Origin of the sequence: Lacinutrix neustonica, from assembly GCF_026625145.1 — a bacterium.
GTDB lineage: Bacteria > Bacteroidota > Bacteroidia > Flavobacteriales > Flavobacteriaceae > Lacinutrix > Lacinutrix neustonica.
This window is the reverse complement of the sequence record NZ_CP113088.1, coordinates 3,056,167-3,070,202: the sequence shown is the minus strand read 5'-3', so window position 1 is coordinate 3,070,202 and position 14,036 is coordinate 3,056,167. Positions and strand designations below refer to the sequence as shown.

The 14,036-nt window shown below is 35.7% G+C and carries 15 protein-coding genes; 9 read left to right on the top strand and 6 right to left on the bottom strand.

Features of this window, described 5'->3' with window-relative positions; all coding sequences use genetic code 11:
• Window positions 1-3 precede the first annotated feature (3 nt).
• From miaB to groL, 7 genes are all read left to right on the top strand, one after another.
• Complete coding sequence (gene miaB / locus N7U66_RS16605; RefSeq protein ID WP_267676176.1) at window positions 4-1,449, top strand: tRNA (N6-isopentenyl adenosine(37)-C2)-methylthiotransferase MiaB; 1,446 nt, start codon at window positions 4-6, stop codon at window positions 1,447-1,449.
• A 4-nt stretch (window positions 1,450-1,453) separates the two neighbouring features.
• Complete coding sequence (locus N7U66_RS16600; RefSeq protein WP_267676175.1) at window positions 1,454-2,722, top strand: sigma-54 interaction domain-containing protein; 1,269 nt, start codon at window positions 1,454-1,456, stop codon at window positions 2,720-2,722.
• 55 nt (window positions 2,723-2,777) lie between these two features.
• Window positions 2,778-3,284: an LptE family protein gene (lptE, locus tag N7U66_RS16595; protein WP_267676174.1), complete on the top strand. Its 507-nt coding sequence runs from the start codon at window positions 2,778-2,780 to the stop codon at window positions 3,282-3,284.
• A gap of 4 nt (window positions 3,285-3,288) precedes the next feature.
• Window positions 3,289-4,203 carry a hypothetical protein gene (locus N7U66_RS16590; protein WP_267676173.1) on the top strand — a complete coding sequence of 305 codons (915 nt, stop codon included), beginning with the start codon at window positions 3,289-3,291 and terminating at the stop codon, window positions 4,201-4,203.
• A gap of 37 nt (window positions 4,204-4,240) precedes the next feature.
• Window positions 4,241-4,594, top strand: a complete 354-nt coding sequence (gene secG / locus N7U66_RS16585) for a preprotein translocase subunit SecG (protein WP_267676172.1) — start codon at window positions 4,241-4,243, stop codon at window positions 4,592-4,594.
• A gap of 169 nt (window positions 4,595-4,763) precedes the next feature.
• Entirely contained in the window at window positions 4,764-5,042 is a 279-nt protein-coding gene (locus N7U66_RS16580; RefSeq protein WP_267676171.1) for a co-chaperone GroES, read from the top strand.
• Window positions 5,043-5,154: 112 nt separating this feature from the next.
• Complete coding sequence (gene groL, locus N7U66_RS16575; RefSeq protein WP_267676170.1) at window positions 5,155-6,789, top strand: chaperonin GroEL; 1,635 nt, start codon at window positions 5,155-5,157, stop codon at window positions 6,787-6,789.
• An 81-nt stretch (window positions 6,790-6,870) separates the two neighbouring features.
• Here the strand turns inward: groL and N7U66_RS16570 are convergent, their stop codons facing one another.
• The 6 genes from N7U66_RS16570 to xrtF all read right to left on the bottom strand — a co-directional run bounded on the left by N7U66_RS16570 (window position 6,871) and on the right by xrtF (window position 11,708).
• Window positions 6,871-7,227: a heavy-metal-associated domain-containing protein gene (locus N7U66_RS16570; RefSeq protein WP_267676169.1), complete on the bottom strand. Its 357-nt coding sequence runs from the start codon at window positions 7,225-7,227 to the stop codon at window positions 6,871-6,873.
• Between the two features lie 11 nt (window positions 7,228-7,238).
• Window positions 7,239-9,473 carry a TonB-dependent receptor plug domain-containing protein gene (locus N7U66_RS16565; protein WP_267676168.1) on the bottom strand — a complete coding sequence of 745 codons (2,235 nt, stop codon included), beginning with the start codon at window positions 9,471-9,473 and terminating at the stop codon, window positions 7,239-7,241.
• A complete protein-coding gene (locus tag N7U66_RS16560) occupies window positions 9,470-10,198 on the bottom strand; it encodes a heavy-metal-associated domain-containing protein (RefSeq protein WP_267678548.1) in 729 nt (242 codons plus the stop codon). Before N7U66_RS16560 ends, N7U66_RS16565 begins: the two co-directional genes overlap by 4 nt.
• Before the next feature lie 74 nt (window positions 10,199-10,272).
• Window positions 10,273-10,674, bottom strand: coding sequence for an HYC_CC_PP family protein (locus N7U66_RS16555; RefSeq protein WP_267676167.1), 402 nt, complete (start codon window positions 10,672-10,674; stop codon window positions 10,273-10,275).
• Window positions 10,675-10,734: 60 nt separating this feature from the next.
• Complete coding sequence (locus N7U66_RS16550; RefSeq protein WP_267676166.1) at window positions 10,735-11,160, bottom strand: exosortase F system-associated membrane protein; 426 nt, start codon at window positions 11,158-11,160, stop codon at window positions 10,735-10,737.
• A complete protein-coding gene (gene xrtF / locus N7U66_RS16545) occupies window positions 11,157-11,708 on the bottom strand; it encodes an exosortase family protein XrtF (protein WP_267676165.1) in 552 nt (183 codons plus the stop codon). The genes N7U66_RS16550 and xrtF overlap by 4 nt, the downstream gene beginning before the upstream one ends.
• 80 nt (window positions 11,709-11,788) lie before the next feature.
• Here xrtF and N7U66_RS16540 point away from each other — a divergent pair, with 80 nt between their 5' ends.
• Entirely contained in the window at window positions 11,789-12,244 is a 456-nt protein-coding gene (locus N7U66_RS16540) for a GAF domain-containing protein (RefSeq protein WP_267676164.1), read from the top strand.
• A 101-nt stretch (window positions 12,245-12,345) separates the two neighbouring features.
• Window positions 12,346-13,878 carry a bifunctional phosphoribosylaminoimidazolecarboxamide formyltransferase/IMP cyclohydrolase gene (gene purH, locus N7U66_RS16535; RefSeq protein ID WP_267676163.1) on the top strand — a complete coding sequence of 511 codons (1,533 nt, stop codon included), beginning with the start codon at window positions 12,346-12,348 and terminating at the stop codon, window positions 13,876-13,878.
• Window positions 13,879-14,036 lie beyond the last annotated feature (158 nt).

The window sequence follows — 14,036 nt, the reverse complement described above, 5'->3', positions numbered from 1 at the left end:
TCTATGGAAAAAACAATTGACGAAACGAAACAAGGGCATGCGCTTGTATTAAAGGAGAAAGAGAAAAACACTAAAAAACTTTTTATTGAAAGCTACGGGTGTTCTATGAATTTTAGTGACAGTGAAATTGTGGCTTCCATTTTAGATAAAGAAGGGTATAACACCACTAACAATCTCGAAGAAGCCGATTTAGTTTTAGTGAACACTTGCTCTATACGAGATAAAGCCGAACAAACGGTTCGCAAACGCCTAGAAAAATATAACGCGGTTAAACGCACCAATTCTAAAATGAAAGTGGGCGTGTTAGGCTGTATGGCAGAACGTTTAAAAAGCAAGTTTCTAGAAGAAGAGAAAATTGTGGATCTGGTGGTCGGGCCTGATGCCTATAAAGATCTACCTAATTTGTTAGCTGAAGTGGAAGATGGTCGAGACGCTATTAATGTCGTTTTATCTAAAGATGAAACCTATGGAGATGTTTCTCCTGTGCGTTTAAACAGCAATGGCGTTACGGCCTTTGTATCTATTACTCGTGGTTGTGATAATATGTGTACATTTTGTGTGGTACCTTTTACTCGAGGTCGTGAGCGTAGTCGTGACCCACAAAGCATTATCGAAGAAGTTAACGATTTATGGAGTAGAGGCTTTAAAGAAATTACCTTACTCGGACAGAATGTAGACAGTTACCTGTGGTACGGTGGTGGTTTGAAAAAAGATTTCAGTAAAGCTTCAGAAATACAAAAGGCTACCGCTGTAGATTTCTCAAAACTATTACAAATCTGTGCTGAAACCCAGCCTAAAATGCGCATTCGTTTTTCAACATCGAATCCTCAAGACATGAGTTTAGAAGTGATTCGCACCATGGCTAAATACAATAATATTTGCAATCACATTCATCTCCCAGTACAAAGTGGTAGCAACCGCATTTTAAAAGAAATGAATAGACTGCATACACGTGAAGAATATTTTACATTAATCGATAATATTCGTGAGATTATTCCCGGATGTGCTATAAGTCAAGACATGATTACTGGTTTCCCAACAGAAACCGAACAAGACCATCAAGACACACTCTCTTTAATGGAGTACGTGAAGTATAATTTTGGTTATATGTTTACCTATTCAGAACGACCTGGAACACTTGCCGAACGCAAATTAGAAGATGACATTCCTGAAGCGACCAAAAGCCGACGGTTAAGTGAAATTATTGAGCTTCAGCTAAAACATAGCACCTTAAGAACTCAAGAACATTTAGGGAAAACAGTAGAAGTTCTCATTGAAAAAGAATCTAAAAAATCGAAAAACCAATGGTCCGGACGTAGTGAATTTAATATTGTTTGCGTATTCAATAAAGAACAGTATTCTATTGGCGATTTTGTTAATGTAAGAGTAACAGATTGCACCAAAGCGACACTAATAGGTGAAGCGATTAGTTTAAGTAAAAACAATTAATTTTATGGAGTCTATTCAAGCAACAAAACAACGATTCGGGATTATAGGCAATAATTCCGCTTTAAATCGCGCTGTTGAAAAAGCAATCCAGGTGTCTCCAACAGATATTTCTGTGTTAGTCACTGGAGAAAGTGGCGTTGGTAAAGAGAGCATTCCTAAGATTATTCATCAACTCTCGCATAGAAAACATAACAAATACATCGCTGTAAACTGTGGAGCCATACCAGAAGGCACTATCGATAGTGAACTTTTTGGACATGAAAAAGGGGCGTTTACTGGAGCAACAGCCACTAGAAATGGCTATTTTGAAGTGGCCGATGGTGGCACCATTTTTTTAGATGAAGTAGGCGAATTACCTTTAACCACACAAGTACGCCTATTGCGTGTGCTAGAAAATGGCGAGTTCTTAAAAGTGGGTTCCAGTAAAGTTCAAAAAACCAACGTACGTATCGTCGCTGCAACAAATGTTAACATGTTTGATGCCATTAAAAAGGAGCAATTTCGCGAAGATCTATATTATAGATTAAGTACCGTAGACATTAACTTACCGCCCTTACGCGAGCGACAAGAAGACATTCATTTATTGTTTAGAAAATTCGCAAGTGATTTTGCATTGAAGTACAAAATGCCAACCATAAAACTTACGGACGACGCCATACAAATCCTGCTTAAATTTCGATGGAGTGGAAATATAAGACAATTACGAAATGTCGCTGAACAAATTTCGGTTTTAGAGCAAACCAGATTGATTTCTGCCGATACTTTAAAAGGATACCTACCATCTGGTAGTTCTAATTTACCTGCTGTAATTAAAACCTCTAAGTCTGAAAGTGATTTTAGTAGCGAACGTGAAATCCTTTACAAAGTCTTATTTGATATGAAAGCCGATTTAAATGATTTAAAAAAGCTAACCATGGAATTAATGAAAAGTGGAAATACAAAAGAGGTTGAAAAAGACCATGAAGGTTTAATTGAAAAAATTTATGGCGACAATACTAACGATTCAGATTATGAAGATGCTATAGAAGATTTACAAGTATTGTCCATACCACAAAATGCAGAGCCTACAAAAACATATCCTACAGATGTTAACGACAAGTATCATTTCGCTGAAGAAATAGAAGAAGAGGAAACCCTTTCGCTTCACGATAAAGAATTAGAACTCATTAAAAAATCGCTAGAAAGACACCAAGGAAAACGTAAGTTAGCCGCTGAAGAGTTGGGGATAAGCGAACGTACCTTATATAGAAAAATAAAACAATTTGATTTGTAAAATGGCGTTATTACACATTAAAATTCCGCCTTTGTAAGAATAAAAAAAATGGTCAATGAGATACATAAAACACCTATTAACTATCGTCTTAACCACAACGCTTTTAGGTTGTGGGGCGTATTCCCTAAGCGGAACGAACATCGATGCTTCAGTAAAAACCTATCAGGTGAATTACTTTCAAAATAATGCAGAATTAATAGAACCTGGTTTAGACAGAGATTTTACTTTAGCTCTACAAGATTTAATTCAGAATCAAACCAATTTAGAATTAGTAACATCAAATGGCGACCTCGTTTACGAAGGCGAAATTACAGAATATCGCATTTCTCCAACCACTGCTACAGCGAACAATACCGCTGCACAAAACCGATTAACCATTGGTGTTTTAGTGCGTTTTTATAATAAGCAAAATGAGGAAGACGATTTTGAAAAAACCTACTCTTTCTTTTACGATTATCAGGGTTCTTCGCAATTATCCGGTAGTATAAAGGCCACTGCATTCGAGGAAATTTTTCAACGCATTACTCAGGATGTTTTTAATGACTCATTAGCAAAATGGTAAGTTAATGGACAAAGGAACTTATACAGAATTACTACGTAAACCCAAACTGGTGACTAAGTCTCAAACAGAAAACTTAAAAGCGGTGGTAGACGCCTTTCCATATTTTCAATCGGCCGGAGCTTTATATCTCAAAGGACTAAAAAATACGGAGAGTTTCAAATACAATCAAGCATTAAAAACCACCGCGGCTTATACTACAGATCGTAGTATTTTGTTTGATTTTATCACCTCTGAAAATTTTCAACAAAATGAAATATCTCAGCACATAAAACAAAACACAACACAAACAACAGATATTAAAGTCTATTCTAAAGACTTGCCTACCACTAAAAGTGTCACTATTGATGCCATTTTAAAGCAACACCTGGAAGACTCAAAAAAAACGCTAGATCCGGAATTATTTCAGCCTAAAATTAAAATTAAGGAAGTCGCCAACTTTGAATTAGATCCTTCTCAAGAGCTGGAAGACAAAACTGGAATTTCTAAAGGACATCTACAGTCTGCGGAACAGGTTTTAAACCTAGGTAAACCTTTAAATTTTGACAAAGCAGAAACGCATTCCTTTAACGAATGGTTAAGCTTAACCCATTTCAAGCCCATTAATCGGGAATTAGAAAAGGAAGAAAACACTTCTGAAGAATGTATAGATGACAATAAAAGCAATACCTTAACTCAGGCAAAAAAGTTTGCGCTAATAGAAAAGTTTATAGAAAAAAACCCGAAATTAGAAGCTAAAAAAACATCTGCTTCAAAACACAACATTGCAAAGGCTCAAATGATACAGCCTGAAGCCTTAATGACAGAGACTTTAGCTAGAATTTATGTCGAACAAAAAAACTACACTAAGGCAATTCAATCTTACAAGATTTTAATTTTGAAATATCCGAGAAAAAAGTGGTTTCTTTGCAGACCAAATTAAAGCAATAAAACAATTACAAGAATAAATTAAAAGAATAATGGGACAGTTTACAATATTTTTAGCACTCATAGTAGTAGTCGCTTTTTTACTAATAGTTGTAATTATGGTACAAAACCCTAAAGGAGGTGGACTTTCGTCTTCTTTTGGCGGAGGTGGTACACAACAATTAGGAGGTGTAAAGAAAACTACAGACTTTTTAGACAAAAGCACCTGGACGTTAAGTACCATTTTAGTTGTACTGATCCTATTATCTAGTTTAGCCATACCAAGAGCAGGAATCGCTCAGGAAGACTCAACTGCTTTAGATCCGGATGCGCTTGAAACGCCTGCTCCTGCCGCTGTGACACCAAATACTAATGACACCGCAAAACCTGCAGATAGTACAAAATAAAACACGTACTCATTAAAAACAAAAAAAATACCAACGCTAGCGTTGGTATTTTTTTTGTTTACAACCGTTCCATAAACAGGGCTGTAAGTTTGTCAGTAACCTGCTATTGGCACATTTTTAGCTTCCTATTAAAGCATTAAACAATCTTAATTAATAAAAACTTATAATAATGAGTAAAATAAACATTAAACCATTAGCAGACAGAGTGCTTATAGAGCCTCTACCAGCAGAAACGCAAACAGCTTACGGATTATTCATTCCTGATAGCGCTCAAGAAAAACAACATAAAGGAACTGTTATGGCAGTTGGTAAAGGCAAAAAAGACGAACCGATGACGGTTAAAGTTGGAGACACCGTACTTTATGGAAAATATTACGGATCAGAATTAAAATTAGAAGGTACCGAGTATTTAATGATGCGTGAAGAAGACATCATGGCAATCATCTAAATAACTTTTGGCTTTAGGCCTTAAGCCTAAAAACATTTAAAATAAAACACTATTAATTATTCCTTTTAGCTAACAGCCAAGCGCTTATAGCTAAAAGCTAAAAAAATAAAATATGGCAAAAGACATAAAATTTGATATAGAAGCACGTGACGGATTAAAACGAGGCGTAGATGCATTAGCAAATGCAGTAAAAGTAACCTTAGGCCCAAAAGGGAGAAACGTTATTATTGGACGCTCTTTTGGTGCTCCAATAGTTACAAAAGATGGCGTTAGTGTCGCGAAAGAAATAGAATTAGAAAACCCATTAGAGAACATGGGCGCACAGATGGTTAAAGAAGTAGCGTCTAAAACCAACGATTTAGCTGGTGACGGTACTACTACTGCAACTGTTTTAGCTCAGGCTATTGTTAAAGAAGGCTTAAAAAATGTTGCCGCTGGTGCAAATCCAATGGATTTAAAACGTGGTATTGACAAAGCAGTAAAAGCCATTGTTGAAGACTTAGGAAAACAAGCTAAAGAGGTTAAAAATTCTTCAGACATGATTAAGCAAGTCGCTTCCATTTCGGCAAACAACGATGAACTTATTGGTGATTTAATCGCAAAAGCTTTTGGTAAAGTTGGAAAAGAGGGTGTAATTACTGTTGAAGAATCTAAAGGCACAGATACGTATGTAGATGTTGTTGAGGGCATGCAGTTTGACAGAGGTTACTTATCTCCATACTTTGTTACCGATAGCGAAAAAATGATTGCAGATTTAGAAAATCCTTATGTGTTATTATATGACAAAAAGGTTTCTACAATGAAAGATTTATTGCCTGTATTAGAGCCTGTTGCTCAAACGGGAAAACCATTATTAATTATTGCTGAAGATGTCGATGGTGAAGCTTTAGCAACTTTAGTGGTGAATAAATTACGTGGTTCTCTTAAAATAGCGGCTGTAAAAGCGCCAGGTTTTGGAGACAGACGTAAAGCGATGTTAGAAGATATTGCTATTTTAACTGGTGGTACAGTAATTTCTGAAGAACGTGGTTTCACACTAGAAAACACCACTTTAGAAATGCTTGGTACTGCAGAACGTATCTCTATTGATAAAGACAACACTACCGTTGTAAATGGTGCTGGTGACAAAAGCTTAATTAAGAATAGAGTCAACCAAATTAAATCACAAATCGAATCTACAACTAGCGATTATGACAAAGAAAAACTTCAAGAACGCTTAGCTAAATTAGCTGGCGGAGTTGCAGTACTATATGTTGGCGCTGCTAGTGAGGTAGAAATGAAAGAAAAGAAAGACCGTGTTGACGATGCTTTAAATGCTACAAGAGCTGCTGTAGAAGAAGGTATTGTTGCTGGTGGTGGTGTAGCCTTTATAAGAGCTAAATCTGTTTTAGAGAAAATCACTACTGAAAACATGGACGAAACCACAGGAATTCAAATTGTAGCAAGAGCTATAGAGTCGCCTTTAAGAACCATTGTTGAAAATGCTGGTGGAGAAGGAAGTGTTGTGGTTAACAAAGTATCGGAAGGTAAAAAAGACTTTGGATATGATGCTAAAACGGAAACGTATGTTGATATGTTGAAAGCTGGAATTATAGATCCTAAAAAGGTGACACGTATTGCACTAGAAAATGCGGCGTCTGTAGCAGGTATGATTTTAACCACAGAGTGTGCTTTAATAGATATTAAAGAAGATGCTCCTGCTGGTGGCGGAATGCCAATGGGTGGTGGTATGCCCGGCATGATGTAATCTAGTCTTATCAAATAAAAAAAAGCCTCATTCTAAAATATAGAATGAGGCTTTTTCATTTATTGAGCGCTTTATAAGCACCTAATCTTTGTGTTCCTCCCTAACAGCCTCTTCCCTATATTTACAACAGGGGTGCACGGTAGCATAAGCTTCATTGGTCGCTCTTAGTGTTTTTGTATCATGACCAACAGCTGCAACCGCTTTCTCTATGATTTCAAGACTCGCTTTACGTTCATCAAAAATCAATTTTAACTCATGGGTCTCAACATTCCAAATCGCAGATTTGACTCCCTTAGTGTTTAAGCTTGCCTTCTCGATACGCTTTTTACACATCATACAAACACCATCTACTTCAATAGAGGCTTTGGCATTTTTATTTTGCGCAAAAGTGGTTGCGCTTACAAGGGCTACTAGTACTACTATTACTAATTTTTTCATATCTTTTTGTTTTATTTTATTTTAAATCTTAATCCTGCGTAATAACTCGCCCCAAAAATAGGACCATATACAAATGTAGTATCAAAACTTGAACCAAAAGGATCATTTGCGGCTAAAATAGGATGGTCTTGTTTTGTATTAGTTATGTTTTCGGCTCCTAAATACATTTCAAACTTTGGAGAAAACACTTTTGTTATTTGTGTGTTTAAGGTACTAACCGTTGGTGAATAGTCTGGTAATTTATAGGGTAATGGGTTACGTATTGTTGATGAAAACCGTTGCTCTCCCAACCAATTAAATGTGGCATCAAACTTCCATTTTGAGTTGTTACGGATTGGTGTTTCATAAGAAGCGTTGGCAAAAAACCGGTGCTTTGGTGTTAAGGGCTTCTCTAATTTACGAGAATTATACTGTGTTTTTACATCATAATTTTTATACGCTAGTCTTACATCAAATTGATCAAAAGGCTCATAATTCATTTCAATTTGAAAACTATTTGCATAACTATCCCCTTTTAAATTATAGAAATTCACCTCTAGAGCATTTTCATAATCTACAACCACTTGGTTTTTAAAATCGGTTCTATAATAATCTAATGTGAGATCCCCTTTTCTGCCAAATACTCTAAAGCCTTGTAAAAAAGACACCCCGTAGTTCCAAGCAATCTCAGGGTCTAGTCCATAAATTTCCCCACTAGTCTCTAATATATTTATTATCCTCGAAGTAGCAAATACCTTTTGATTTTCAGCAAAAATATTGGCACTACGTTTTCCTCTCCCAAAAGAAGCTCTACACACTCCTTTTTCCCAAGCGGTATAACGCAAATGCAAACGCGGGGTTATAAATGTACCTAGTAAATTGTGTTGATCTACTCGCAGGCCTGCCGTAAGATTTAATTTTTCTAAACTATCGTAATTGTACTCAAAAAAAGCCCCAATTGCGGCTTCTGTTCTTTCAAAATTCTCTGTATTAACTACTTCATCATAATGGTCATAAGTATAGCTTACACCCGTTTTAATTTTGTGCCTAGAATCACTAATGATACTATTATAAATCGTATTGATATACAAGCTATTTTGATTAATATTATACTTGCTTAAGCCAAAATAGGAGTTTTGTTCATGACCACTAAAAGCCGTCTGTAACCCTATGGTTTGCCAAGGTAACTCGGCATTGACATACCCTAGCTTTGCTGAAATTTCGTAACGCTCGGTATCAATTTCACTTCCCCAATTATTAGTGGTTAACACATGAGCAATTGGATTAAAATCAATTTGTCCCGTTTGTTTTTGGTCGTTTAAATATTTAAAATTAATAAAACTCACCAAGCCCTTTTCTTGGTTGGTATATTGCCAGCGGTTCATAACATTCACTTGTTTCGCAAGTGGTACATCTAAAAAAGAGTCGTCATTTCTATCAAATTTTTCATTTCTCAAATTGCCATGCAGATACAAGCCCGTATTCCATTTATCATTTATTGTAGTATTCACATGTGTATTTAACTCTAATCTACCGTTCGCAGCACCATACATATTAAAAAAGAATTGGTTATCTGTTGTGGGTTTTACCAACTCTGTATTAATCTGTCCCGCTATACTTTCATATCCATTTACCACACTCCCCGCGCCTTTTGTTATTTGAATGCTTTCCACCCAAGTTCCTGGTATAAAACTGAGACCAAATGCTTGCGACGCACCACGAATTGAGGGAATATTTTCTGTGGCAATCAAAATATACGGACTCGTTAAACCCAACATTTTTATTTGTCGGGTACCCGTAACCGCATCTGCAAAATTAACATCAATAGACGGATTGGTTTCAAAACTTTCGGCCAAATTGCAACAGGCCGCTTTTAGTAATTCATCACTACTTACAGTAATGATATTTTGTGCTTGTAAATAGGATTTGGCCGTTGCTTTATTCTTCGCCGAAAGGTTCACTTCATCAAGCGCACTAGTAGGCTTTAAAATATGCTTAATAAATTTGGGCGAATGAACTGTAATCGTATCGGTTTTATACCCTACATAACTCACAACTAACTTGGAGTACGCTTTCTTGTATTCTAAAGTGAATTTACCATCAAAATCGGTTACTGTGCCAACGGTCGTGTTTAGCCAATAGATATTAGCCCCAACCAAGGGCAACATTTTATTACTGGAAGTAACCTCGGTAACAATACCACTCACCTCGTTTTGAGCGCTCAATAAACAGGATAAAAAAAGGCATAAAAACGTTAACTTTCTCATACCCCCGACATGCTTAGCAACATGATTATCGCCATAATAATCATTATTGTGTTTTCAATAAATGTTGCTTTAGTCATTGGTAATTTTAAGGCTGTCCCTAAACACGCACAGGAAATAGTTCGCTTATTTAATAGTGCTTTAGTAACCCCGTAAGTTGTAATCCCTAAAACAACTATAGTTATCATTAGAGCCAGCGGAATTTGAACCCGCAGTAAAAATAACACGCCTAAAACCAATTCTATAAAAGGATAGATTTGAGCATAACCTGGGATTCCTTTTGCCGGAGGGTCGTACATTTTAAAAGAGTCCGGAAACCCTTTTAAATCTAAAATCTTAAAGAAGCTGAAGACGATATAAAATAAGCCCATAAAATCGAGCATGAAATCACTCCAATTCCAACGCTTATAGTGCATGAGTATTGCGGCGATTGTAATATATCCAAAGATTAAAAACAAGGGTTTTAATTGCTGAAGATCACTTTTCTCTTTTTCTACTTCTAATGTTCTAAAAGCATTTTTACTCTGCTTTTCAGTAATTGAGAATTTATCGGGTAATACATCTTGTAATTCTTGTATTGAAATATGCTGAGACAGTTCTATAGTCGCTTCGGCATGTTCTAAATCTACTATAGTGTTTTTTACTTGTGATAACGCGTTCAGTTTGTTTTCAACTGACGTTTTACAGCCATTACAGGTCATTCCTGTAACTGTATATGTTTGTGTCATTGTAAATAATGGATTGTTAAGTATTCTTTTCACTTCCGCGTAAGCTGGAAATCTAATAATAAGAACCTATGAGATCAAATGAGGAATGTTTCACCTAAAATAATAATATCGCAGATGACATGAGGTGGTCTGTAATTTTTATGAGGAAAGACTAGCTTAGACATGCCCTTAAAAAGAGAACCGTAAGAATACATCAAAGTGGCGAGACCAAATTGCTGATCAAAATCTAAAGCTTCACTACTATTTAATTTTAATTCATCCTGCCCTTTTACTAGTTCTACCTTGTCTTTACAACACCCTTTTTTTACGGGTATACTAGCTGAAGTCCCCATGCCACAACTTTTAACTTTAGTAAAAACAGCAGTATCTACCAAACGGTTACCACAGTAATGAGATTCAACAGTAAAAGATAGTGTTGAAAACAATACAGCAAACGCCATAAAAAAAGAAAACACGTGATGTAAGGTTTTTTTCACCGAGACAAAGTTACAAAAAAGAAAAAAGACAAGGCCATTTACCACACATTTTATAAGCAACTAAGCTCCTTTTCTATGATAATAAAATGCTGGTAATAAAAGTAGTAATAGTAACGGCTGTATTAAAAAACGACGAATGTTAAAAAAAATGACATAGTCTTCCTGTTTCGGGTTGGTTACAAAATAAAGAAACAGTACAATAAGCACAACATAGCTAAAAGCATAAACCAAGGCTGAAAATTTAACAATGGTCCAATCTTTAAAAAAAACATATAAAATAGCTAAAGAAACCAAAGTGTTTATAAAAAACCGAAGCGTAGTAGAAAGTATTAATTTAAAGACTTCTCGTCGTGGAGAATCAATGTAAAGATAGTCGTTTTGAAAAAAAACTAAGTAAGGGTCATAAAACAATTGATTTTCAAAGGCCCGTACGACCACGAGTAAACCGATTAAGAAAAGCAATCCAATGTATTTTTTAGAAATCATGACTTATTCTTACCTATGTTAGAAAATTTGTTCACCCATAACATCCATAACAAAAAAACCATCCCATAAATAATACCAGGAAAGACAACCACATGTAGCAGTTCGCTGCGCCATGGATAGTGGTATAAACCAATAGAAAGAATAACTATTCTAAGGACGTTGACTAAGTAAATAATAACACTTCCAAAGATTATAAAAAGTGCTGTTGTTTTAAATCGCCCTGAAAATGCCACTACAAAAGAGATGAATAAAATAATAATACTTAGCGAATTACACCCTTCAATAACTCTTGCGACGTACTTACCACGAACTATTAATTTCATGGAAGGTTCGTCTGCGTGCTTAACAACTTGGGCTTTATACCCGATAGCGTTTAAAAGTGATTCCGACTGTTTCGAAACTTGATGGGAGACATAATCTGATGCATTGACAGATGTTTTCGAAACATTTAAATACCAATTATACCCTAAAGACAACACACTATAAACCAACAAAAAGGTGAGAATAAACTTTATGACGGACTTATATTTTAATATGAGGGCTTTCAACTAATTATTTAAAAAATTTATAGATTTTGAAAGGTTGAAATTAAGGCTTTTTAAATACTTTTACCAAAAAATTTACAGCAATGACTTTTGAAGCACTAAAACCTCAAGTAGAAACAATTGTTTCTAATCCAAATAACACAGTAGACACTGCTCTTTTAAAAATTTGTGAATTATTAGAAGCCAATATAACATACTACAATTGGGTTGGTTTTTATTTTAAAAATGGAGATAAAAACGAATTAAAATTGGGCCCTTATGTAGGCGAGCCTACAGACCATACCATTATTCCATTTGGAAAAGGCATTTGTGGACAAGTAGCGGTAAGTAATGAGAACTTTGTGGTACCCGATGTTGCAGCACAAGACAACTATATCGCCTGTAGTATTACGGTAAAGGCAGAAATTGTGATCCCTATTTTTGTAAATGGCGAAAACATGGGACAAATAGACATTGATTCTAACACAGCAGATCCTTTTACAACAGAAGACGAACGCTTCTTGGAGTTTGTTTGTGAAAAAGTTTCAGGAATGCTTTAGTTGTTAATAACTCCCCGTTTTAGTTAAAAAAGATCGCTGCCTTTTTAAAAATAAACCCCTTCCTTTTACGTAAATTTGATGGCTTATTAACACAACTACTAATGAGCAATAACAAAACAATTAAATCTGCATTAATTTCTGTATTTAGCAAAGACGGTTTAGAACCTATTGTTAAAGAACTAGACCAACAAGGCGTTACTATTTATTCTACTGGTGGCACCGAAAAATTCATCAATGACTTAGGCATAAAAGTCGTTCCTGTTGAAGAGGTGACCTCCTATCCTTCTATTCTTGGTGGGCGTGTAAAAACACTACATCCTAAAGTTTTTGGAGGTATTTTAAATCGTCAAGATCACGAAGGCGATGTTACCGAGATGAAAGACTACGACATTCCACAAATTGATGTGGTGATTGTAGATTTATATCCATTTGAAAAAACAGTGGCTTACGGAGCAAGTAATCAAGAGATTATTGAAAAAATAGATATTGGCGGTATTTCTCTAATTCGCGCAGCAGCAAAAAATTATGCCGATGTCATTTGTGTGTCTTCCGTGGCTGATTATGCTCAGTTTTTAGAATTGATTACAGATAAAAAAGGAAATTTATCTGAGGATGACAGAAAAATATTCGCAGCAAAAGCTTTTAACGTGTCGTCGCATTATGACTCTGCGATCTTTAATTATTTCAATAAAAACCATGAGATCCCAGCTTTAAAAATTTCTGAAACGAATGGAAAAGTATTGCGTTATGGCGAAAATCCACACCAACGTGGATTTTTCTACGGTGATTTTGAGGCCATGTTCACGCAACTTCATGGTAAAGAATTAAGCTATAATAACCTACTCGATGTGGACGCCGCTGTGAATTTAATGGACGAGTTTAAAGATGACGCACCTACGTTTGCTATTTTAAAACACAATAATGCTTGTGGTTTAGCACAACGCGACACGTTGCATCAAGCATATACAGATGCTTTAGCGGGGGATCCCGTTTCTGCTTTTGGCGGTGTTTTAATTGCGAACAAAGAAATTGATGCTACCACTGCAAATGAAATTCACAAACTCTTTTGTGAAGTCGTTATCGCGCCTTCATTTTCAAAGGAAGCGGAAACCATATTGAAAGGAAAGAAAAACCGTATTCTTTTAGTGTTAAAAGAAGCCGCATTAGCTCAAAGCACTGTAAGAACCTGTTTAAATGGGGTCTTAGTTCAGGATAGAAATACCATCACGGATCATAAAGAAAACACAACCAATGCAACCGATAAGGCGCCAACATCGAGCGAACTAGACGATTTGATTTTTGCTTCAAAAATATGCAAGCACACGAAGTCAAACACCATCGTCTTAGTGAAAAATAAACAATTATGTGCTAGCGGCACCGGACAAACCAGTCGTGTTGATGCATTAAACCAAGCCATTCACAAAGCACAATCTTTTAAATTTGATTTACAAGGAAGTGTGATGGCGAGTGACGCCTTTTTCCCCTTTCCTGACTGTGTAGAAATTGCCGATCATGCCGGGGTTACGGCTGTGATTCAACCTGGTGGTTCTATAAAAGATCAATTAAGCATTGATTATTGTAATAAAAACGGGGTCTCTATGGTGTTTACAGGAACCGGACATTTTAAACATTAAGTTACGTTTTAAGGCATTAAAATGATACATTTTATTAAAGCTTCAGCTACGGCTGAGGCTTTTTTTATTCAGTTTTTCACTTTAAAATATTGGATCATTTTAAAAAATTATATCTTTATAAATTAATCGCACAACAAAATGCAATAAAATGCTTTTTT